The organism is Marinomonas algicola (genome assembly GCF_014805825.1).
Lineage (GTDB): Bacteria > Pseudomonadota > Gammaproteobacteria > Pseudomonadales > Marinomonadaceae > Marinomonas > Marinomonas algicola.
In genome coordinates, this window is record NZ_CP061941.1 from 1,201,434 (window position 1) to 1,223,253 (window position 21,820).

Below are 21,820 nucleotides of genomic sequence, written 5' to 3' on the forward strand. Positions count from 1 at the left end.
GTTGGACCTTTAATAAAAACGAAAAAAGGTAACTCTCTATTTCGTATGCGAATCATTCTATCATCCAACTTCGAGTAGGTTTGCTTAACATACAAATTAGCTAGTGTGCCTATCTCAAACTTCATGACCTACTCGTACTCGCAGCAATCATTGACCAATAGCCGAATGTCTCACGCCTTTTTATCGCCATGAGAATGGTATCTACAGCCAGATAACACCAAATACATCAAAGCACATGGTTTGTTTAAATTTTGTTAAACGATATTCATTCCAAAAAAACACATCGTTTTTGTGATAGTCAGCTTAGATATGACGTTTTCACAAAAATTCACTTTGTTTTTTATGTTACTTAAAATTATACTGTTTTTTTATACAGTATTTTGGTGCTCGTTATGCGTGTGACTTATCTTGGTGTGTCTGAGTCGGCGGCGTTTATTGCGGTGAACAGCGTGCGAATCTCTTTGTATATGGATTCGGTGTCGGCGGGATTTCCGTCTCCCGCTCAGGATTTTGTTGAAAAGTCTTTAGATTTAAATGAGTTTTGTGTGGCTCACCCGAATGCCACTTTTTATGTTCGTGCTCAGGGGGATTCAATGATAGAAGCCGGCATCCATTCAGGTGATGTCTTGGTGGTGGATCGCTCGTTAACGGCACGCCATGGGGACATTGTCATTGCCTGCATTCATGGGGAAATGACGGTGAAAACGTTAGAGCTAAAGCCCAACGTGTTACTGCGTCCGAAGAATAAAGCGTATAAGGCGATTCATATTACTGAAGAGTCCGAGCTGGAGATATTTGGTGTGGTCACGGGTGTTGTTCGCAAATATGAACGGGGCTAAGGGTGCGGTATATGAAGACGGTGTTTGCCCTTGTTGATTGCAATAACTTTTACGCCAGTTGCGAGAAGTTATTCCGACCGGATTTAAAAAACACGCCTGTGGTGGTGTTGTCGAATAACGATGGCTGTATTGTCGCACGTTCCAAGGAGGTGAAAACGTTAGGCATTAAAATGGGCGTGCCGATGTTCCAGGTTCAGGACGAGATAAGAAAGCATGGCGTTGTGTGCTTTTCGTCTAACTATGCGCTGTATGCTGACCTGTCGAATCGGGTGATGACTATCCTAGAGGAGGAGGCTCCGCAGCTTGAAGTGTATTCCATTGATGAAGCTTTTATGGACTTAACCGGCGTGGATCATGTGACAGACTTACTTGTCTTCGGGAAACAAGTAAAAGCGAAGGTCGATAAATGGACGGGCATTACCGTTGGAGTGGGAATCGGGCCCACCAAGACTCTGGCGAAGTTGGCGAACCATGCGGCGAAGAAATATCCAGCCACCGGTTCGGTGGTGGATTTGATGGACCCAGACAGGCAAAAGCGTTTGCTTGCCTTGGTTGATGTAAGTGATGTGTGGGGTGTTGGCCGTCGTACCACGGCAAGGTTAAACGCGAGGAAAATTTATACCGCGTTGGATCTAGCGAACGCGAACCCAAAATCCATGCGGGGAGAATTTTCTGTCGTACTGGAGCGAACCATTGAGGAGTTAAATGGGGTGTCGTGTTTGGATTTAGAAACGGTAAAACCAGCAAAACAGCAAATTATTTGCAGTCGGTCATTCGGTCATAAGGTGACAGACAAGCAGGAGCTAGGGGAAGCCATCGCTAAATACACAACCAGAGCCGCAGAGAAGCTACGCGGCGAAAAACGCCTTTGCCGTGTGGTGAGTGTGTTTATTCGAACCAGCCCCTTTATTCCAAACGAACCGCAGTACTCGAAAATTCTGTCTGCCGAACTGCCTAACCCAACACAAGATACGCGGGATTTACTTGAAGTAGCTAAGGCGATTTTTGATTATATCTATCGTTCAGGCTTTCGTTACGCCAAAGGCGGTGTGATTTTATCCGATTTCTATGAATACGGCGCCTTTCAAGAAGACTTGTTCAGGCCATCATCTGGTAAACGCCATTCAAAATCCCTGATGAAGGTTGTGGATCAGATAAACCACAGTGGCCTTGGTAACGTCTTCTTCGCTTCACAAGGCGTGTCACCACAATGGTCAATGAAACGAGAACACCTATCACCAGCCTATACGACTCGGTGGAGAGACTTACCTAAAGTTTGGTGAGGATAGAGCAAGAACGTATCCGTGTCATATCAACGTCCTTTTACCGACCGCGAGTTCAGCAACACAGGTTGTAAAACTCGTAAAAAAAATTTGGACTTATTCGAATCTTCCTGACAGCTGGGTTAATAACTCAGCCCTGCTAGGCGGTTGTGATCTGATTTAATAGCTTCTTCCATAAAGTCAAAGAAAGCTTTCATTTTGGCGGAATTTTCTAAATCGTTGTGAGTCATCATCCAAAGATCTGTACTCTGGTTTATCATATTAACCTCTATTTTCTGAAGAATGTCAGAACTGTCTCCAATAAAACAAGGCAGGTAAGCAAGACCCATCTTATGTTCAGCCGCTGCCATCAACGGCTCAAAAGAGTCTGTTTTCATAACTATTTTTTCTTCCAAAATCAGCTCTGACACTTGTCGAGACGCGTTACCTTGATACATGATTAACCAAGATGCAGATTCAAGAGGATGCTTACCTTGAAGGCTATTGATATAACTTGGTGCCCCGTATACACCAAAGGCTATTTTACATAACTTAGTACCAACGAATGATTCTGGCAACTCAGTGGCAGGACGAATCGCTACATCCGCATCTAAGTTTGAAATATTCAGTCGACGAGACGTTAAGCTGAGTTCCAGCTGAATTTTTGGATAAAGTTGATGAAAAGCCGCCAAATGCGCCCCTAAAACTAAACGAGACAGTGCATCTGTTGTCGTTAACCTCAATACACCTTCCAACTGCATTTCTTGTCCGAAAATTTTACGTTCCAGCTCTTTCACTGTCGATTCCACTGCAAGAGCGGACTCCAGCAGTTTTTTCCCTTCTATCGTTAATTTGTATCCGGTAGGAAGTTTATGAAAGACCCGTAATTTGTGGCGGTGCTCAAAAGTGTCAAGCCGACGCAATACAGTACTGTGATTGACTCCTAGTGATCTGGCGGCAGCAGATAATGACCCTTCATTCGCCACCGTTAGAACATATTGCAGGTCACCCCATCGTATGTTGTGCATTTTTGCATACCAAATATGTTTGATTAGAGAATTTTATAATAATTTAGCACAGGTATAGTTATCACACCAACGCAATAAATAGAATTGAAATTCAGGAGAAAAGTTATGTTTAAGAACACTCTACAAATTGGTCTTGTTAGTCTTGTGGCTTTCTTACAAGCCACTTCGGTCCAGGCAAATGAGGCAAAAGACGTTAATTCAGCCGAGACTCTTGAAACGGCTCAAGCCTTTTTATGGGCGGCCGGATCTGGTGATATGGAAAAACTTCAGACTCTGATGGCTGACGATTTTGTTTGGCACAACGAGGGTGATGCAAGCCTCCCATGGATAGGTAATTGGGACTCAAAAGAAAAAGTGCTTAGTACTTTCCTTCCTCGTTTTGGTGCCGGTTTAAAGGTAACAAGCTGGTCTACAGATTATAGCTTTGCAAACGGTGACCAAGCGGTGTTTATGGGCAGCATGAGTGCAATAGCGAACGAGTCAGGCGTCGATACGGGTAAATTCAGTTGGGCCGTACGTGTTCATGTTGAAGAGGGTAAAGTGGAAAGTTGGAACTGGTTTGAAGACAGCTACGCCGTGTCTAACGCCTATCACGAGAAGAAATAATTACGGCTAACCTGCGACGTTCTGAAAAGCTCGATATGTTCATTGGATATATCGAGCTTTTTTACATGTTTTTTGAATGGGGAGGTGCCTTTAATGCGTTGCATTGACCTATGGTGCTACTCTGAAAGGCTCGAATGGCCCGCTTTAAAAGTCTGTATTCTTTATTGAGTAGCTTAATGAGACTCATAATTCACATTCGTTACTTTTCTTAAATAACAGACTTTTATTCACACGTTAAGGATGACTATTTGCTTCTTCCTAGATAAAGGTTTTTATCGCACTTAAAAGGTAGGGGTCAAAGAAACCTTCTGGAAAGTCCACGTTCATGACTCGGCCGATAGTGACTAAAAATAGGACTAAACCAATCGCAATCGTTGCTGATTTTAGGTAAGACGCTTTTGCTAAGAACTTCAAGAACAAGAGTGAAAATACAAAGGTTGTTGAAATAAAGCCAAATAAGTAATACCCATAAGCAATGACAAAAAAGCCAGCGATATACACCAAATTCATGCTGAGATCTGAGGGGATTCCTATGTGTTTTTCTTTAACGTATTGGCTCACAAGCATAGCGACAGAAAACATAACAATTGCTATGGCAATAATGGGAAAGGCTTTTGTCAGCATTGATGTGTCCCAAACATTTAACAGAGCGTAAGTAGCGCATACGCCCAGAATTGCGATTATTCCCCAATCTGTCCAAGAGACTGTTTTTACATCAGAGCCCTGTTGAGCTTCATGAAGAGGTGATTCGGCCGTCGCATCGTTTTTCTGCTTTCTTTTTTTCAAAATAGGAGGCAGTACGAAGCCGACAACAATGAGTGCGGCAATAGTCATCACTCCAGGACGCAAAAACCAAGAGTAACCGTAAAATTGGATGCTTTGGAAAAAATAATTCTCTGCTCCAGAAGACAATACAAAGCCAATTAAAAAAGCTGGCCTCGGCCAATTTGCCCCTTTCATCATGACACCGAGAGTGGCGACGACACCTAATAAAATAAAATCGCCTAAGCTGCGTGTTGCTTGATAAGCGGCAAACAAAATTAGGGTCAAAATAATAGGGGTAAGTATCGAAAATTTAATGTAAGTGAGTAACGATATGGGACGCGTAAAACAAATACAGAATATTGCGCCTAGAATATTGGCGAGAGCAAGCGACCAAATAATAGTATATGTTAGGTCAAGGTGTGTTGTTATCATTGATACGCCCGGCTGGATGCCAAGTAACAACATACCACCCAGAAAAACGGCCGCCGCGCCAGATCCTGGGACACCGAATAAAATAGTGGGAATCATACTACCTGATGCGCAAGCATTATTGGCCGATTCAGGTGCAATGACTCCACGAACATCACCCTTTCCAAATTGTGACGAATCTTTACTTGAGTTGATGGCAAAGCTGTATGTCATCCAATCGACTACTGATCCACCGAGACCTGGGATCGCGCCAATTAAGCTTCCAAAGATCGATGACTTGCCAACAAGAGGCAGGTTTGAGAACACATCTTTAAAGCCTTGTTTTAGACCGTGCCCCAGTTTATTTGGCGAAGAAGCAATGGCGCTGTTTTTTACGAGTAAACTGATGATTTCTGGCAGAGCAAAGATCCCTAAACCAACCACTACTAATGGAATGCCATCATAGAGATAGTCAATGTCTAGAGTAAAGCGGAACTCACCCGTTGCTGGTGCTCCGCCAATAGTGCCGACCAATAAACCGAAACCACAAGCCGCTAATCCTTTGTAAATATTGCCGCCGGAAAGCGCGGCGACAACACTTAGCCCTAACAAGGTAAGCATAAATAGCTCAGCTGAGGAGAAGGCTAAAACAACAGGACGAGCGACAAGGATAAAGACGCTGAGCACGATCGCACCAACGACACCACCTATCATTGATGATAAAAACGCGGCGGATAATGCGCGAGCAGCTTGTCCTTTCTTCGCAAGAGGAAAGCCATCCATCACGGTTGCTTGCGATGAGCTTGATCCGGGGATGCCCATCAAAACAGAGGTAAATGTATCTCCTGTTGGTATTACGGCGACGAGACCCATCAGCATGCCAAGACCAACGGACGGTTCCATCCCATATAAAAAAGGTAAAAGTAAAGACATACCGGCGATGCCACCAAGTCCGGGAATAATACCAACTACTAACCCCACCAAAACACCTGCAATTAGGTAGGTTAGGTGAGTAATCGATACTATTTGATCTAGGGCGCTGAGGAACTCAATCATTAGTAATAACTCCTAAGGTAAAACTACAGCTTGTAATCAAATTTTGCTTTCAACCAACTAGAAACCCAAGAATACAACTCAGGGGAAACCGTAATGGCCTCGCTTAAGTATTGTGCTGCATCAATACCTACAATGTTTTCATAAGGTCCTACTTGTATCTCAGAGTCTTTGATAAAGAGAGGATCTTGTAGCATCTGTTTTACTGATTTTTGATATGTTTGAATAATGTCATTTGGTGTGTCAGCAGGGATGAAAACCACTTTTTGAAAGGCGAACCCAGCCGCTAAGAATTTTTTATAGGCTGTGTATTCCATGCCAGATGGCTGCTTACCAAACTTATTGAAATACACTTCTTCAAATGTAGGAAGATTGGGGAAAGCGGGATCCCTAACGATTTTTCCTTGATTATTAAGAATGCCTAATGAAAATAATGGCACGGCTTTTTTATTCTCCACAAGGTCAATAACAGAATTGAGATAAGCAGAAGACGTTTGAAAATCGATTTTTGCTTCACCACGTTCAAATGCTAGGCGGCCAGCACCACGGCTTTTCATACCAAAAACAGGTTTTATATCAAGACCTAGCATTTCAAAAGCTAGGAAGACAGGTAGCTCCAACCCTGTTGGGCTCTGAGAACCAAAAGGTAATGTGACATCATTTAGTTGAGCAATATCATCGGCTGAGGTAACGCCAAGATCCGGTTGAACGTAGACTACCCCCCCTGTTGGACTCGCCATCAACGGAATCCATTTCTCAAAATTATAACGAACACGCTTATCCCCTAACATAAATGGATACAGTGTTGAGGCGGAGGTCCCCAGAATATCGGCACCGTTGCTTTTTGCCCTTTGAAAAAATAAATTTGTGCCTGTGATAGAGCCACCGCCAGGTTGATTTTTAATAACCACTGTTGGGTTGCCGGGTAAATTTTTGGTTAGATGTGGTGCAATAAATCGAGCCCAAACATCCGTACCGCCACCTACCCCAAATGGGATAGTCCAGTTAATTGTGGATGGAAGTTCGGTATCTTGTGCTTTTGCAGGTAATGCTAATAAGCAACCAAAAGTTAAGACTGAGACGCCTAAGAGTTTAGATAATTTTTTCATTGAATTTACCTTTCTTGTTTTTATGAATGTTCAATACGATTATTATTTCTGTATTGATGGTTAGTTAAGGTGAACCATACCGGACAATATTTTTTTAGCAGTACGGATTACCGAGACACTGTTTAACGCGGAGAAATTGTCATGTTTGCGTTGAGCGCTTAGCTCGATCTTTCCTGAAGGGTGTTCAAGAATGAAGTAGGATTCAGAATCTTTATCACCGATGAGTTTTGATGCTACGGTTCCGGGAAGACAGCATGCCGTCACAATCGCAATACTGCCTGTAACGGCTAATGATTTATGGCATTTATGTGGGACAAAGTAGCGAGCATTGATGGTTCCATCAAAACGAGCTGGGGAAAGTAAAATAGGCTTAGGTATCACTGAGTTTGAAACATCCCCCATCCCCATTAGCTCACCTGCTTGAAGACGAATAATGTCTAAACGAGTCATGAATTCTAAATCGTTATCGAGCTCTGCAGGTGTTTCATAACCGGTTTTTCCAAGATCACTTGCTTGGATTAAAACAACCGGTGTTGCCGCGTCAATACAAGTAACCTCAACGGAATCAATAGTGTTCAACGCACTACCAGTGGGTAACAACTTACCTGTTTTCGCACCTTCTACATTTAAAAATGTTAATTGAATTGGTGCGCCAGGCGAGTTCGTGCCGCTAATGATAGTGTTGCCTGTGTATTCGATTTTTCCTTGAGGTGTTTGTACTGTTGAATGGATGATCTTCCCCGTGTTTAGGTTATGAATACGAACCGTTGTTGTTCCTTCACTGGCGGGAAATAAGCCAGTTTCTATTGCGTAAGGTGCTACACCAGCAAGCATGTTCCCGCAGTTTGGCGCAAAGTCTACTGCTTTCTCTACAATGCCTACTTGAGCAAATAAATAATCAACATCTGCATCTGGGTGAGTTGAGGCGCCAACCATCGCCACTTTGCTTGTTAAGCTATTTCCCCCACCAATACCGTCAAGTTGAAGTTCATGGCCAGATCCCATGATTTTTAACAAAACATCAGCGCAGGCATTTCGGTCTTGAGGCAGATCTGAAATCTGTAGATAGGGTCCTCTAGAGGTGCCGCCACGCATGATGATGCAAGATATGGTTTGTGACATTGTGATAAACCTTTGTTGTTGTAATAGCTTGTAGCTAAAGTCTCACAATCTATATTCGTGCATCAAATGCAAAGATACGTCATAATTGATGTGTAAAACGAATTAATGGGAGTGACAATGCATCAAATAGAATTTAAAGATTTGGTTATCTTCATACGTATTGCGGAAACGGGGAATTTTCATGATGCCGCAGAATTAACTTTTTTATCTCAACCTGCTTTGAGCCGGAGAATGCAAAAATTAGAGGCCATTTTAGGCGCAAAATTATTTGAACGAACGACCCGAAAAACGTGGTTAACCTCTGTAGGACGTGAGTTTTTACCCAAAGCTCGTCGCATGGTAGAGGAGTTCGAACTGTCTGTTTTAGGTATAAAAGACATGGCTTCTCAGCAGAAAGGTAAGGTCACAATTGCCTGCATTCCCACCGCAGCATTTTATTTTTTGCCGAGTGTTATTAACGTTTTTAATGAACGTTATCCGGGCATTCGGATTCAAATTTTAGATGAAAGTGCTAACCATGGTTTGGAGTCGGTCATTCGTGGAGATGCAGACTTTGGCATAAATATGGCCATAGCTCAGCATCCAGAAGTGTCTTTTACACCGCTTCTTGACGATCCGTTTGTGGTGTGTCTACGCAAAGATCATCCATTATGTGATCTAGAAGAAGTATCATGGACAGACATGGAGCCATACAAATTAATCAGTGTTGGGCGTGCCAGTGGTAACCGCATTTTGTTGGATAAATCCTTAGCAAGAGATCAAGTGCAGCTGAACAGTTTTTACGAAGTTCAACATCTTTCTACATCGCTTGGTTTAGTGGAAATGGGACTTGGTATATCTATTGTGCCTAAATTAGCAATGCCATTAAGTAGCGCGTCTGTACTGACCTCTAGACCTCTCAAGGGACAAAAAATAGATCGTTCAATTGGGCTTGTGAAGCGCAGCTCGACTTCTGTTTCTCCTGCGGCCGATTTATTCATTAATATCCTTTTGGAGCACTGGTCAATAAGTTAACTTTAATTCATTTTTCTGGCTTAAAGAATTTGTTTGACCCAATATGAGCGTTACTATTTTTTGTATTAATTGTGTCTTCATCATGTAGGAAAATATAGTGGGAATACTTGTGTTGAAAATTTCTGATCTGAGGTATATTTTGATGAATAATAAGGATCCTTTTTATTTCGAATGGATAGTCATATGAGCGGGGATACTTTTTAAGGTTGTTAAGGTGGGGTCTAGAGATAGGCATAGCACCAACGCATCAGATGGTTATACAACACTCCAATAATATTCATTAGCCAATTAGATCAAATCTAAATTTTCACTTCATTGTTGAGGGTATTTTTATGTACTTAAGACCAGAGATTACTATTTCATCATTAGATGCAGATAGATTGTATAAACTGATTGAAACACTTCCTGAGAGTCGCTTTGCAGGAAAGTATGAGCTTGAAGCGGAGCTTGATCGTGCCAACATTGTTGATCCGGAGGAAGTGCCTCCAACGTTGGTTACCATGAATTCTACGGTTAAATTTATCACCGAGCCATCTCAAGAAGCATTTACTTTAACCTTGGTTTATCCAAGGGATGCGGATGGTAGTGACGATAAAATATCAATCTGTGCTCCTGTTGGAAGTGCTCTGCTCGGCTTATCCCAAGGCAGTGAAATTGAATGGCCAAAACCAGGTGGCGGGTTACTAAAAGTAAGGATAGAAGAGGTAACCTATCAACCAGAACGAGTAGGTGAATTGCATCGTTAGCCAATTTCCTAGAGCTATCGATAATGGCTAGCTAATCCCGCTTCTTGATAACCAAAACTAAGATAATTTCTTGCTTGGTTTTGGTTTTTCGTTAGTTGCATCTCTTGTATGTGGCTGAATAGTGAATAAAACCAAAAATGCGTTCGATCTGGAATGGATTCCCTTTTAGGCTCTCTTTTCCTTAACTGAAACGGATTTAGCGTCATCAAAGATACTTATCTTTTTAGATTGTGATGACATTTACTGTCAAAAATAAGGTAATAATTTTTATTTAATTATTACCTTATTGCGTCCACTGTTTTTGGCTTCATAAAGTGCGTTATCAGCACGCTTTATGAGGGTCTCAATCGTATCTCCCTTTATTGAACATGTTAAGCCAAAGCTTGCCGTTTTAGGGGGGATGCCATTAAAGTCATGTTTCGAGATGGCTAACCGTAGGGATTCTATTGTGGTTACGACATCGTTAATACTGGATTCGGGGTACAGAACAATAAATTCTTCTCCACCATATCGTCCGACGAACCCTGTATCTTTTAAATTGTTTTGTAGAATATTGGCTATTTCGATTAGGACTTTGTCGCCTTTCTGATGTCCATAGGTGTCATTCACTTCTTTAAAGTGATCGATGTCTAGCATGGATAGGCAAAAATGATGCTCTGTATTATCATGTTTATTAATTTCATCCTGAATCAGTTCTTCCAGTTTTCTTCTATTAAAGAGTTTTGTTAGATTGTCGGTAAGAGCCAGCCGTTTTAATTCTTTGTTTTTTTCTTCAATTTCTTTTTGCGCTTTTATTAAAAGTGTGTTCGCTTTTATTACTTTTCTATTCCAATAGGCCATGAGTACAATAAATACAATAACGCCAACAGCGACTTCCCATAAGGTTTGATAATTAAGGCCTTGTTCATACTTTATGGGAATCCATTTTGTGAATATTTTTCTATGGCGTTCATTGGTTATGTTATTAACGGATTTTTGTAAGATAGTTAATAATGTTGCGTCATCGTTCCTAACGGCAATAGAAAGTTTTAAATTTTCAGAAATTTTCCCTGCTATTTTTAATTCGCCAAAATACTTGCTTTGAAATTCATAGCCAATACTGGCTAAAGTGTCAATAAATGCAAAGAGTTGGCCATTTTTAACTTTATCTAAACCATTATAAATATCATCTACTTCGATTATGGTTAAAGAAGGGTACTTTTGACGTAATATTTTCACAAAAGCATCCCCTTTTATGATGCCGATTTTTTCACCCTCTAAATCCAAAATATGGTTAATAAAGGGGACGTTAACTCGAGTAGCAACGACAAGAGGCACCTCCAAATAATGGCTGGTAAAGTTCAAATAAGCCTTTCGCTCTGGCGTTTCCATACCTAGAGCAAGCATGTCGCATTTTTGTTGTTTTATATAGTCGATTGACTGATGCCAGTTTTTTGTTTTCACTAGCTCAAATTTAGCCGAAAGCATTTGCTCAAATAGATTGTAATAATCTGAACTCATTCCAATATGTTCACCTGTTGAACTCAGACCTTCAAAAGGCAGACCACTAGGATTAATACAATAACGAATACGGTTCGTATTTATATAGGCAAGTTCATCTTTATTTAAATCGATGTGTCCGCCTGGGTATTCTTTTATCGAACCTATCCATTTATCACTCAGCGCATCCATTTCTTTTTTTGAAATTGCGTTAAGGGCTTTTTGTAAAATAGCGCCCAGTATGGGGTTATCAGGTTGAACGCCAAATCGAAGGTCTTCTTTAGTCGTATTGGGTAAGACAAGTTCACTGGCTAACGTTATATTTGTGTAGAGGTTTTTTTTGATAAGGTGATTGATGTTGGTTAGGTTTTGGATCAATGCATCAATTTTTCCAAACACTAAATCTTTCGTCAATTTATCATAACTGTCATAAAGTACGATATTCATAGTACTTAGCTTTTCTAGCTCTTTAATGTAAAAAACGTCTTTCAATACCCCTACTTTTTTGCCTGATAGGCTTTTTAAACCCTTGTATTCGCCAAAATTGTCTTTTACGAAAATCATAATAGGGATGTTGTAATACGCGCTGGTAAAGGTCGTGAAAGGCTCTCGAAATTTTTTGTAAGAAATACTGCTAATTACGTCGACTTCTTTATTTTTAAATGAAGTATAAATATTTGTCCATTTGTCAATTTTTTTTTCAAATGTTAACCCTGTTTTCTGGGAGATTATAGACAATAATTCATGCTCAAAACCGACTATTTGATCGCCCGTATAATATGAGAAAGGGGTGAAATCAGGCATCATGGCGACTTTTACAGCCGGTGTCATTTGAATAAATGCCTTTTCTTCTTTTGATAGCACCAAAGAAGCGGCCATAGACTCAATTGAAAATAAGAAGCTTATACAGAGTAGTATCAGTATTTTTATCATTTATATCTCAGCAAGGTTGGACTGATCCGTGTTCTGGTTAAAGTCTGTAATCTTTCCTCTTATAATGGCATTGTAAGAGAGAATTTCCTAATTGAACGATATTAAATGGATAAGATACTTATTGAAATAACATCCTTTTATTTCTAATTCGAGTGTGTTCAGAAATGAAAAGCACACTCATTGTAAGGAAATACCTTTACCTTGGTGTGCCTTCAAACATCCTTATACGGGCATTGTTTAAGTGATTTTTCATAGCCGTTCTGGCGGCGGCAGAATCTCCTTCTTTTATCGCTATTACAATTAGTAGATGCTCTTCTTGAACCAGTTGCAGGCGTGACTCGGAATGCAGTAACGATAAGCCACGAGTGATGGTAAACGGCTGGCCTACAGGCGTTGAAGTGTGTCATGCCATGGTGCATGGAGGACCATTCCCTGCTACATCGGATGCTCGTTCTAGCTCTGTTGGTAGCTCTGCAATACAGCGCTTTTTAAGGCCAGTCTGTTATCAAAACCTTCCTCAAGCACTATTGCCGAAAGCACTTCATGATACGAATCCAGAGAATATCCCGCGTTTAATGGATGGCAAAAGAGTCTTAAACGATACGTCTGTTTGATGTTAGTTATAGGTCTGTTAATTGGATCTATTTCTACACCATAGGGACGGTAGGCCATAACGGGTCAATGTGCATCTGACTCGTTATGGCCTGTTTACCTAGTTAAATTGAAGCCCTCGGTGTCTCTAGAGGTTAATGAGCAAACTTGAGTACGACGACTCCAAGAATGATCAGAAGCACGCCAAAATAGCGCATTAACGAGGCTGGATCACCATAAAGCCAAATACCTAATAAAAAGGTCCCTGATGCACCTATTCCAGTCCAAACCGCGTATGCGGTACCCATCGGAATTTCCTTTTGCGCTAACCAAAGAAACGTGCCGCTGACAACCATAAATAGAATCGCAATACTGATACCAAGTATTTTAGAGTCACTTGTTTGGGCCATTTTTAACCCAACTGGCCAACCGATTTCAGTAATGCCTGCTAGTAGCAAATATAACCAACTCATGGCGTAAATTCCTTACTGTTAATACTAAGAATGGATAGATTATTTGCAATTGATAGTATCAATAATTATGATAATTAAAAGTTAATAACCATCGATAAAATTCATATGTTAAGTTTAGAGCAAGTTAATATGCTGGTGTTGTCAGCAGAGTTAGGGTCTTTTTCTGCCTGTGCTAGAAAATTAGGCAAAGTTCAATCTGCTGTGAGTCATGGTATAAACAGTTTAGAGTTGGATTTGGGGGTGGAGCTATTTGATAGGCGTTCGCGTAGGCCAACCTTAACGACAGAGGGAGAACGTTTAATTCGTACGGCAAAAGCGCTATTAGCGCAATCGTATGAGTTTGAAAAGATTGCTGAATCCATTATGCGCCATGAAGAAAGCGTGTTAACTATTGCCATTGACGATGCCTTATTAGAGCCAAATATTTCTGAGGTATTGAAACAATTTTCTCTACAGTTTCCCTATGTTGAATTAGATTTAGTGTCGTCTGCATCACCTGATATTATCCATACTGTTGCTAACGGTAATGTGGACATTGGGGTCATGTTTTCAGAAATTGAGGCAAACAAAAAAGTGGATTTTTGTTATGTAGGAGGCATCGATTTTATTGCTGTTTGTCACTCAAATTTCCCATTGGCTGGACAGCGCATTTTTTCTGAATCAGACTTAGCACCATTTCGTCAAATCGCCGTTCGCGGAGCATTGAAAAAAGAATCTCAAGCATTAATTAGTATGACCCCAAGTGTTTGGTGGTGCTCTAGTAACTACAGTGTGTTAGAGCTGGTGAAACAACAAATAGGTTGGGCCTACTTACCACTTTATTTAGTTCAACCACTTATAAAAAGTGGTTGTATTTGTAAAATTGATGCGGCTTTTGATCATAAGCCTTGGTCTATTCCAGTCGATCTAGTGTCAAAAAAAGGCGCCCATCGTGGTCCAGCTTATCAATACTTCTTCGAATCCTGTAAAAATGCGTTCTCGCTCTAATGTGTTATTTCAGAATAGTTCAATCGTTAAGCCATCATTGTAATGATACGAATAAATCACGAGCAAAAATTAGGAATGTAATTGTATGAAAAAATGGGGTGCTCATCAGGGACGTTTACCGACTCTCAATCACTTGATTGCCTTAGAAGCGACGGCAAGGTTGGGAAGTTTCAGTGCCGCCGCGCAAGAAATGCATTTAACTCAAGGGGCCGTTGCGCAGCAAATTAGAGGCTTAGAAAAAGATTTGGGGGGGCCGTTATTTGATCGTTTACCAAGAGGGCTGCAGGCCAACCATAAAGGTAAAGATTACATTAATCGACTTAAGTTGGCCTTAGGTATTATTGAAGAGGCCACAAAAGTGTTGCTGGAGAAGGAGTCTCTAAGTGATCAAAATCAAATTATGCTCAGTACCACACCTTCATTTGCCAGTCGATGGCTTATTCCTCGCTTACCTAAACTGTATGACACTTACCCAAACCTCTCCGTCATGATTGATGCGTCCAATACTATACGGCGTTTTCATGGGGAAAATAAAGTTGATATGGCGGTTCGTTGGGGAACCGCGCCCTTTGCGGATGGTCATGCTCGATTTTTATTGCCAGGTAAAGCGATTCCTGTTTGTTCTCCAGACTTTCTTCAAGGTAAAGAAAGGTTAAACCCAGAAAATCTTGAAGGAATCTCCCTTATTTCCGATAGCCATAACAACTGGCAAAATTGGTATGACTCCTTTGGTGTGACAGGTAGCGAGGTGCATGGGCCTGTCTTTTCTCTATCCAGTCATGCTCTCGAAGCCGCCGAACAAGGTATGGGTATCGCCTTGGTGCCAAAGTTACTTGTGCAGGCGGCTTTAGAATCAGGGCGTCTTGTGGAAGCTATGCCAGAAGAGTATCAGCTGGATACGAAAGCAGGGTATTTTTTGGTAACAAATGAGCAAGTCGCAGATGAATCAGCTTTAGGTAAAGTGATTAACTGGATGCTTGAAGAGGCAAAAATACCTCCCCAAAACAGCCAAGAGTAAGGTAATAGAAGAAACAGTGCAGTAATCACATTGTAGATTATCTGCACTATGGGACATTATTTTTATTTCATCATGAGTTATTACAAAACGATTCGCATTGTCTGACCAGTCTGCAAACCTTCAACGCTTTTCGCATACCCTAGAGCCGCTCGTGCTGCAGGAACAGGGCAGTGTCCGCGAAAGAATGCGCCGTAATTTTCCATGGCTTCTTCAATCACACCAGGGCTGACAACATTGAGACGTTGGCCTCTAGGCATTTCTAAAGAAGCGGCCATAACAAAGCCGCTAATAGCACAAGCGACCATAGAAGCCGAGCTTCCCATAGGGATTGGGTCGTGATCAGTGACACCGGAACTTAGGGTAAAAGAGCCACCATCATTGATGTACTCACTGCCAATCAGCACAAGGTTAACCTGACCCATTAATTTGTCTTTTAAACCGAATTCGTAATCTTCTGTGGTAAATTTAGGGAAAGGCGCCCATTTTACATGGCCCGCACAACTAATAACGGCGTCAAATTTACCGGCTTTTTCAAACGCATTACGTATGGATGTTGTGTCAGTAATGTCCATAATGAGATCACCAGAGGTACGGCCAGCGGTGACAATTTCATGACGTTGGCCTAATTCTTTAGCGACTGCTTTTCCGATTGTGCCCGTGGCACCAATTAAAATAATTCTCATATGTCTTTCCTTTATTGAACGAAGTGATTGATTCACAGTGTGTTTAATATAGTAGGAAAGACCGGCTATTCACTAATCATATAATTTATTGTTAGGCAGTAGATAAATTACAGCCTAACAGGCTATTACCCAATGCAGCGCCAATTTATTGGTGACAAGTGAGTATGCTTCTTCCCACCCTGAAAATATTGTAGTATGAGGTTTGTTTTAAGTGTTTTTGTATGCAACCCATTGTTTTTATTCTGAGTCAACTGATACCTACGATATTGTCCATTGGAAAAATCTATGAAAAAAGAATTTAAAGCCTATACAGGACAGGTCACTGATATTGACCTACGACAGTTTCGGATCTTTAAAACGGTAGTGGATTGTGGCGGTTTTGCGGCGGCAGAAGTGGCTTTAAATATTAGTCGTCCAGCGATTAGTATGGCGGTTTCTGATTTGGAAGCACGTCTTAAAATGACATTGTGTCAAAGAGGGCGGGCCGGCTTTTTTTTAACGGATGAGGGTCGAGGCATATATGAGGCCATTGTTCAGTTATTTGCATCGATGGAAGTCTTTAAATTACAAGTTAATGGTCTTCACTCGTTTCTGAAAGGTGACCTTAATATTGGTATATCGGATAACTTAGTGACCTTGGAACACATGAACATCAGTAAGGCATTAGCCTCGCTGAAAGAAAGAGGACCTGATATTAATATTAATATTCGTATGGCGCCACCTATCGATATAGAGCGCGGTGTGATGGAAGGGCAGTTGCATGTTGGGGTTGTTCCGCATGCGAGATCATTACCTAATATAGAATATTTTAATTTATATGACGAAGATTCTTATCTTTATTGTAGCAATACACACCCTCTTTATAATGTTGAAACGTTGAGTGTCGAGGATGTCACGGTCGCCGATATGGTGGTATCGACCTATGGTAGAACGCCTTCTATTAGCGGTTTTACGCAATCTTTTCATACAACAGCGCAAGCTTCTGATAAAGAAGGTATCGCTTTTTTAGTCTTGACCGGAGCCTATATTGGTTTCTTACCGGCTCACTTCGCGGAGCGATGGTTTGAAAAAGGCGCGTTAAAAACCCTGATGCCTGAGCTTTTTCAGTATTCTACCAGCTACGCGGCGATCACTCGTAAAGGCGCGAAACCCAATCGAATCGTTGACACGTTAATGAAGCTGCTCATTAACGATTAGCGGCGATTCATCTTTATGGGTTGATGTGCCTTTGTTTTTCTTGTGTCGTTTTTCCGTTTGCGTTCCTTGTCTCGTTTGCCTCTTCTAATCAGTGCTCCTTGATGCTATTTAGTCTGTGTTTTGCTCTCTTTACCTTAATTTTGTTAGTTAACCTGTGGCTTAACTAACGGTAAATTTATTTGGATTTAAAAAAACAGAAGGGAGCGCATAATCGAAGGCATTACAAAGTCCTACAACATATTTTAGATTAGGGTGACGCTATGAATGAAAAACAATCTGCACATGGATTATCACAAGCACAGCTTGATTCTTTTTGGATGCCATACACAGGTAACAGACAGTTTAAGCAAGATCCTCGTATCATTGTTTCCGCAGAAGGCAATTATTATACCGATGCAGATGGTCGTAAAATTTTCGACGGCCTTTCAGGTTTATGGACGTGTGGTGCAGGTCACAGTCGACCAGAAATCACGGAAGCGGTAAGTAAGCAAATCAAACAATTAGACTACTCGCCTTCATTTCAATTTGGTCACCCAAAGGCATTCGAATTAGCGCATAAAGTCACTGAATTTATGCCTGAAGGATTAAACCGTGTGTTTTTTACCGGATCGGGCTCTGAATCTGTGGAAACCGCATTAAAGATTGCGAGAGCGTACTGGCGAAAAAAAGGCATGGCCACTAAAACTCGTTTTATAGGACGTGCAAAAGGCTACCATGGTGTTAACTTCGGTGGCTTAAGTGTAGGAGGGATTAGTGCTAACCGAACGCTATATGGACAAGGTATTGATGCGATTCATATGCCTCATACCATGCTTGAAGAAAACGTATTTAGTGTTGGTATGCCGCAAAAAGGGGCTTACATTGCAGACGAATTAGAGTCTTTGATCGCCATTCATGATGCCTCTAATATTGCTGCAGTGATTGTTGAGCCGCTATCTGGTTCGGCTGGGGTAATTCCTCCACCACAAGGTTATTTGAAACGTCTGCGTGAAATATGTGATAAGCATAATATTCTGTTGATTTTTGATGAGGTGATCACCGCGTTTGGTCGTATGGGATCAAAAACAGGTGCAGAGGCATTTGGTGTGACACCTGATTTAATGACAACCGCAAAACAGTTAACGAACGGTACGGTACCAATGGGAGCCGTTATCGCTAAACAAGAGATATACGATACATTCATGGCTGAAGGTGGCCCAGAATACATGATGGAAATTCCTCATGGTTATACGTATTCGGCTCACCCAGTAGCGTGTGCCGCGGCTTTGGCTACGTTAAACCTACTTCAGGAAGATAAGTTAATTGAGCGTGTTAACAGTATTTCACCTCACTTCCAAACGCTGATTCACAGTTTGAAGGGCGCTAAGTATGTATCTGATATTCGAGATTACGGATTAACTGGAGCCTTAACCATCGCATCGGCTCCTGGTGAACCGGCGTTACGTCCCTACCAGATTGCTATGAAATGTTGGGAAAAAGGATTCTATGTGCGTTATGGCGGCGATACGATTCAACTTGGCCTACCGTTTACCACTGAATTGAACGAAATAGACAATGTAATTAATGCTTTAGGCGACTCTATTAATGAATTGAACTGATTCAAATACATATATTAATGAGTCAAAAAGACTGAACAAAAGATTGAGGAAAAACTGATGACAATTGTTGGCCACCTAATTAATGGCGAAATGAACACCGAAGCGAAACGTACACAAGATGTGTTTAATCCATCCACGGGTGCGGTTTCAAAACAAGTTGCCTTAGCGTCTGTTGAGACGGTTGAACAGGCTATTGCGGCGGCACAAAAAGCTTTTCCAGCTTGGCGTAATACACCACCTGCAAAACGTGCACAAGTGATGTACCGATTTAAGCAATTATTGGAAGAAAATGAAGCGAAAATTTGTGAGTTAATCGGTGAAGAGCATGGAAAGATTGTGCACGATGCCGGTGGTGAATTAAAACGTGGCATTGAGAACGTGGAGTATGCTTGTGGTGCTCCAGAACTCTTGAAAGGTGAGCACAGCCGCAATGTTGGACCAAGTATTGATTCTTGGAGTGAGTTTCAGCCATTAGGTGTTGTAGCGGGTATTACGCCATTTAACTTCCCTGCAATGGTGCCATTATGGATGTTCCCTATGGCGATCGTCTGTGGCAATACTTTTGTATTGAAACCATCAGAGCGTGATCCTTCCTCAACGATGTTTATCGCTCAACTCTTAAAAGAGGCGGGCCTACCTGATGGTGTTTTAAACGTGGTTAATGGGGATAAAGAAGCCGTCGATGTATTGTTAACGGATAAACGTGTTAAGGCAGTGAGCTTTGTGGGTTCTACTCCGATTGCTGAATATATTTATAGTACGGCAACGGCGAATGGTAAACGTTGTCAAGCGCTTGGCGGTGCAAAAAATCATGCGATTGTGATGCCTGATGCGGATATGGACAATGCCGTGAATCAACTAGTGGGTGCGGCATTTGGTTCATCCGGTGAGCGTTGCATGGCATTATCCGTTGCGGTTGCTGTAGGAGAAGAAGCCGCTAATGCGCTTGTTTCAAAAATGAAAGCGGCCATGACCTCTCTGAACGTAGGCGCGTTTAGCAACGAAAAAAATGACTTTGGCCCTGTCATTACCCGTCAGCATCAAGAGAAAGTAAATGGTTATATTGCCAGTGCGCAAGCCGATGGTGCGACTATCGTTGTTGACGGTCGTAACCCTGCTGTAGCGGGTTATGAAGGCGGCTTTTTTGTCGGGGCTACTTTAATTGATGGCGTTACGGCCGAGATGAAGAGTTATCAAGAAGAAATTTTTGGTCCAGTTTTGCAAGTGGTTCGAATGGATACTATGGAAGCCGCGATGCAGCTCATCAACGATCATGAATACGGGAATGGTACCTGTATCTTTACTCGTGATGGTGAGGCCGCTCGTTACTTCTCGGACAACATTGAAGTCGGCATGGTGGGCATTAACGTACCCCTGCCGGTACCTGTTTCTTATCACAGTTTTGGTGGTTGGAAGCGTTCTTTATTTGGTGATTTACATGCTTATGGTCCTGATGCGGTGCGTTTTTATACCAAACGTAAGACCATTACCCAGCGTTGGCCTTCAAGTGGTGTACGAGAAGGGGTGTCTTTCTCTTTTCCAAGCTAATTAATTAAAGGCAAACTTTCTAGACTGCATGTCGTACCAGTCTAGTCATACCGCTCTTAACTCTTTGAGTATGCAGAGCAAACGTTCGATATTGATACTACCCTCCTTTACAGGACTTTCTTAACGAAAGTCCTGTTTTTTTTGAGTTGTTACTAATGGAAATTTGTTGATGCATTTTATTAGGTAGGGCTTTTTTTAGGCTCATACTAATTTTTTAGGCTCAAACTAATCTACACTAGTCTCTCTCTACTGATTACCAAGTGGTCAATCTTTTAATTTTAATCATGCTTAACGTTGGCCTAATGCGTAGGCACTTAATGGGCAAGCATAATAAGCAACATGGGATTCGTCTATGACTAAATTAAATGTAATTACAGATACCGTACTTGAACCAGTGGATGCTGAACAACGTCGTTCCGCAAAACCTGTCATATGCTATGAGGTGAATTGCTTACCTGATTATGATGAGGATTTGTATCATAGGGCGAGAGATGGGATGGTAAAATTGTCAGAAGTGATCGTTCCTGCTCGTGATGGTGCAACGTTTAGCGTTCCTGCTGGCCATTTTTTTAGAATTGTGAGTGTGGAAGGACCACAAGTTGGTGATCTAAATTTATGGAATGCAAATGATTTATCTGAACGCTTTTTTAGTGGTAAAACGCGCCAATTGCATGCGAGTCATGTAACGACTGGTGATCGTTTATGGAGTAACCTTCCTGGCTTGCGTCCAATGGCAACCATTACCCATGATACTCTAGGTTGGTATGGCTGGGATGAGGATGGTGCTGGAGTCCACGATGTTATTGGCACTCGATGTGACCCTTACACCAATGCCATGTTAAAAGGGGTCGATTACAATCATTGCTGCCATTCTAATTTGACGAGGGCCTTGGCCAAAGCAACGAATTTGCCAGCGAATCAAGTGGAGCCGCATATCCACGACGTTCTTAATGTTTTTATGTGTACCGGTTTTACTCATGATACTAAGCAATATTTCATGAAAGCCAGTCCGGTAAGACCCGGTGATTTTATTGAGTTTTTTGCTGAAATAGACCTTTTAGGCGCTTTATCTGCTTGTCCTGGGGGGGATTGTGGTAGTCGTCATTCTGATGACAAAACGCCTTGTTACCCATTGCTTGTAGAAATTTATAAGCCGGTTGAAAATGTACTATCAAATTGGCAGTCTCCTGTAAAAAGTGGTTATTCTGGTAAACACGGTCTTTAATTCCTTTCTTATCACAGGCTCAATCACCTATTGAGCCTGTTTTCTAGAACCTTCTTATTCTCAAAATAAATAACCACGTCATTAAATTTCGTAATTGATGTCTGAGCCGAAAAAAACAATGATGAATCATGAGTAA

At 41.5% G+C, this 21,820-nt stretch carries 19 protein-coding genes and 1 pseudogene; 12 read left to right on the top strand and 8 right to left on the bottom strand.

Annotated elements, in window-relative coordinates:
- The first annotated feature begins 392 nt into the window (after positions 1 to 392).
- Positions 393 to 839, top strand: coding sequence for a translesion error-prone DNA polymerase V autoproteolytic subunit (umuD, locus tag IEZ33_RS05375; protein ID WP_191602670.1), 447 nt, complete (start codon positions 393 to 395; stop codon positions 837 to 839).
- A gap of 11 nt (positions 840 to 850) precedes the next feature.
- Positions 851 to 2,122: a translesion error-prone DNA polymerase V subunit UmuC gene (gene umuC / locus IEZ33_RS05380; protein ID WP_275672801.1), complete on the top strand. Its 1,272-nt coding sequence runs from the start codon at positions 851 to 853 to the stop codon at positions 2,120 to 2,122.
- A gap of 122 nt (positions 2,123 to 2,244) precedes the next feature.
- Here umuC and IEZ33_RS05385 read toward each other — a convergent pair whose 3' ends face one another.
- Positions 2,245 to 3,129 (bottom strand): LysR family transcriptional regulator, encoded by an 885-nt coding sequence (locus IEZ33_RS05385; RefSeq protein WP_191602671.1) that lies wholly within the window; start codon positions 3,127 to 3,129, stop codon positions 2,245 to 2,247.
- A 105-nt stretch (positions 3,130 to 3,234) separates the two neighbouring features.
- On the opposite strand from IEZ33_RS05385, the gene IEZ33_RS05390 reads away from it, so the two are divergent.
- Complete coding sequence (locus IEZ33_RS05390) at positions 3,235 to 3,735, top strand: nuclear transport factor 2 family protein (RefSeq protein WP_191602672.1); 501 nt, start codon at positions 3,235 to 3,237, stop codon at positions 3,733 to 3,735.
- A 258-nt stretch (positions 3,736 to 3,993) separates the two neighbouring features.
- Here IEZ33_RS05390 and IEZ33_RS05395 read toward each other — a convergent pair whose 3' ends face one another.
- The 3 genes from IEZ33_RS05395 to IEZ33_RS05405 are packed head-to-tail and all read right to left on the bottom strand — an operon-like array spanning position 3,994 to position 8,192.
- Positions 3,994 to 5,964: a tripartite tricarboxylate transporter permease gene (locus IEZ33_RS05395; protein WP_191602673.1), complete on the bottom strand. Its 1,971-nt coding sequence runs from the start codon at positions 5,962 to 5,964 to the stop codon at positions 3,994 to 3,996.
- A gap of 23 nt (positions 5,965 to 5,987) precedes the next feature.
- Positions 5,988 to 7,070 (bottom strand): Bug family tripartite tricarboxylate transporter substrate binding protein, encoded by a 1,083-nt coding sequence (locus tag IEZ33_RS05400; protein ID WP_191602674.1) that lies wholly within the window; start codon positions 7,068 to 7,070, stop codon positions 5,988 to 5,990.
- Between the two features lie 60 nt (positions 7,071 to 7,130).
- On the bottom strand, positions 7,131 to 8,192 hold the full coding sequence (locus IEZ33_RS05405) for a 4-oxalomesaconate tautomerase (protein WP_191602675.1): 1,062 nt from the start codon (positions 8,190 to 8,192) through the stop codon (positions 7,131 to 7,133).
- Between the two features lie 117 nt (positions 8,193 to 8,309).
- Here IEZ33_RS05405 and IEZ33_RS05410 point away from each other — a divergent pair, with 117 nt between their 5' ends.
- Positions 8,310 to 9,206: a LysR family transcriptional regulator gene (locus tag IEZ33_RS05410; RefSeq protein WP_191602676.1), complete on the top strand. Its 897-nt coding sequence runs from the start codon at positions 8,310 to 8,312 to the stop codon at positions 9,204 to 9,206.
- Between the two features lie 332 nt (positions 9,207 to 9,538).
- The gene (rnk, locus tag IEZ33_RS05415; RefSeq protein WP_191602677.1) at positions 9,539 to 9,952 is read left to right on the top strand and encodes a nucleoside diphosphate kinase regulator; all 414 of its coding nucleotides are present in this window, start codon (positions 9,539 to 9,541) and stop codon (positions 9,950 to 9,952) included.
- A gap of 267 nt (positions 9,953 to 10,219) precedes the next feature.
- Here rnk and IEZ33_RS05420 read toward each other — a convergent pair whose 3' ends face one another.
- Both IEZ33_RS05420 and IEZ33_RS20980 read right to left on the bottom strand, forming a co-directional pair.
- Positions 10,220 to 12,364: a transporter substrate-binding domain-containing diguanylate cyclase gene (locus tag IEZ33_RS05420; protein WP_191602678.1), complete on the bottom strand. Its 2,145-nt coding sequence runs from the start codon at positions 12,362 to 12,364 to the stop codon at positions 10,220 to 10,222.
- A 196-nt stretch (positions 12,365 to 12,560) separates the two neighbouring features.
- A complete protein-coding gene (locus IEZ33_RS20980; RefSeq protein WP_191603551.1) occupies positions 12,561 to 12,734 on the bottom strand; it encodes an FCD domain-containing protein in 174 nt (57 codons plus the stop codon).
- On the opposite strand from IEZ33_RS20980, the pseudogene IEZ33_RS05430 reads away from it, so the two are divergent.
- Positions 12,727 to 12,978 (top strand): annotated as a pseudogene (locus IEZ33_RS05430) (aldehyde dehydrogenase (NADP(+))); the annotation flags it as partial. The gene IEZ33_RS20980 and the pseudogene IEZ33_RS05430 sit on opposite strands and share 8 nt — an antisense overlap.
- Positions 12,979 to 13,110: 132 nt before the next feature.
- Here the strand turns inward: IEZ33_RS05430 and IEZ33_RS05435 are convergent.
- Positions 13,111 to 13,428: a DMT family transporter gene (locus IEZ33_RS05435; protein WP_191602679.1), complete on the bottom strand. Its 318-nt coding sequence runs from the start codon at positions 13,426 to 13,428 to the stop codon at positions 13,111 to 13,113.
- 105 nt (positions 13,429 to 13,533) lie between these two features.
- Between IEZ33_RS05435 and IEZ33_RS05440 the strand changes: the two genes are divergently transcribed.
- Both IEZ33_RS05440 and IEZ33_RS05445 read left to right on the top strand, forming a co-directional pair.
- Positions 13,534 to 14,415: a LysR family transcriptional regulator gene (locus tag IEZ33_RS05440; protein WP_191602680.1), complete on the top strand. Its 882-nt coding sequence runs from the start codon at positions 13,534 to 13,536 to the stop codon at positions 14,413 to 14,415.
- Positions 14,416 to 14,500: 85 nt separating this feature from the next.
- A complete protein-coding gene (locus IEZ33_RS05445) occupies positions 14,501 to 15,433 on the top strand; it encodes a LysR substrate-binding domain-containing protein (protein WP_191602681.1) in 933 nt (310 codons plus the stop codon).
- Positions 15,434 to 15,513: 80 nt separating this feature from the next.
- On the opposite strand, the gene IEZ33_RS05450 is transcribed toward IEZ33_RS05445, so the two are convergent.
- On the bottom strand, positions 15,514 to 16,116 hold the full coding sequence (locus IEZ33_RS05450) for a short chain dehydrogenase (RefSeq protein ID WP_191602682.1): 603 nt from the start codon (positions 16,114 to 16,116) through the stop codon (positions 15,514 to 15,516).
- Positions 16,117 to 16,401: 285 nt separating this feature from the next.
- Between IEZ33_RS05450 and IEZ33_RS05455 the strand changes: the two genes are divergently transcribed.
- The 4 genes from IEZ33_RS05455 to IEZ33_RS05470 all read left to right on the top strand — a co-directional run bounded on the left by IEZ33_RS05455 (position 16,402) and on the right by IEZ33_RS05470 (position 21,684).
- The gene (locus tag IEZ33_RS05455) at positions 16,402 to 17,313 is read left to right on the top strand and encodes a LysR family transcriptional regulator (protein ID WP_191602683.1); all 912 of its coding nucleotides are present in this window, start codon (positions 16,402 to 16,404) and stop codon (positions 17,311 to 17,313) included.
- A 260-nt stretch (positions 17,314 to 17,573) separates the two neighbouring features.
- A complete protein-coding gene (gene aptA / locus IEZ33_RS05460) occupies positions 17,574 to 18,911 on the top strand; it encodes an omega-aminotransferase AptA (protein WP_191602684.1) in 1,338 nt (445 codons plus the stop codon).
- Positions 18,912 to 18,968: 57 nt separating this feature from the next.
- On the top strand, positions 18,969 to 20,459 hold the full coding sequence (locus IEZ33_RS05465; RefSeq protein ID WP_191602685.1) for a CoA-acylating methylmalonate-semialdehyde dehydrogenase: 1,491 nt from the start codon (positions 18,969 to 18,971) through the stop codon (positions 20,457 to 20,459).
- A gap of 352 nt (positions 20,460 to 20,811) precedes the next feature.
- On the top strand, positions 20,812 to 21,684 hold the full coding sequence (locus tag IEZ33_RS05470) for an urea carboxylase-associated family protein (protein WP_191602686.1): 873 nt from the start codon (positions 20,812 to 20,814) through the stop codon (positions 21,682 to 21,684).
- The last annotated feature ends 136 nt before the right edge of the window (positions 21,685 to 21,820 follow it).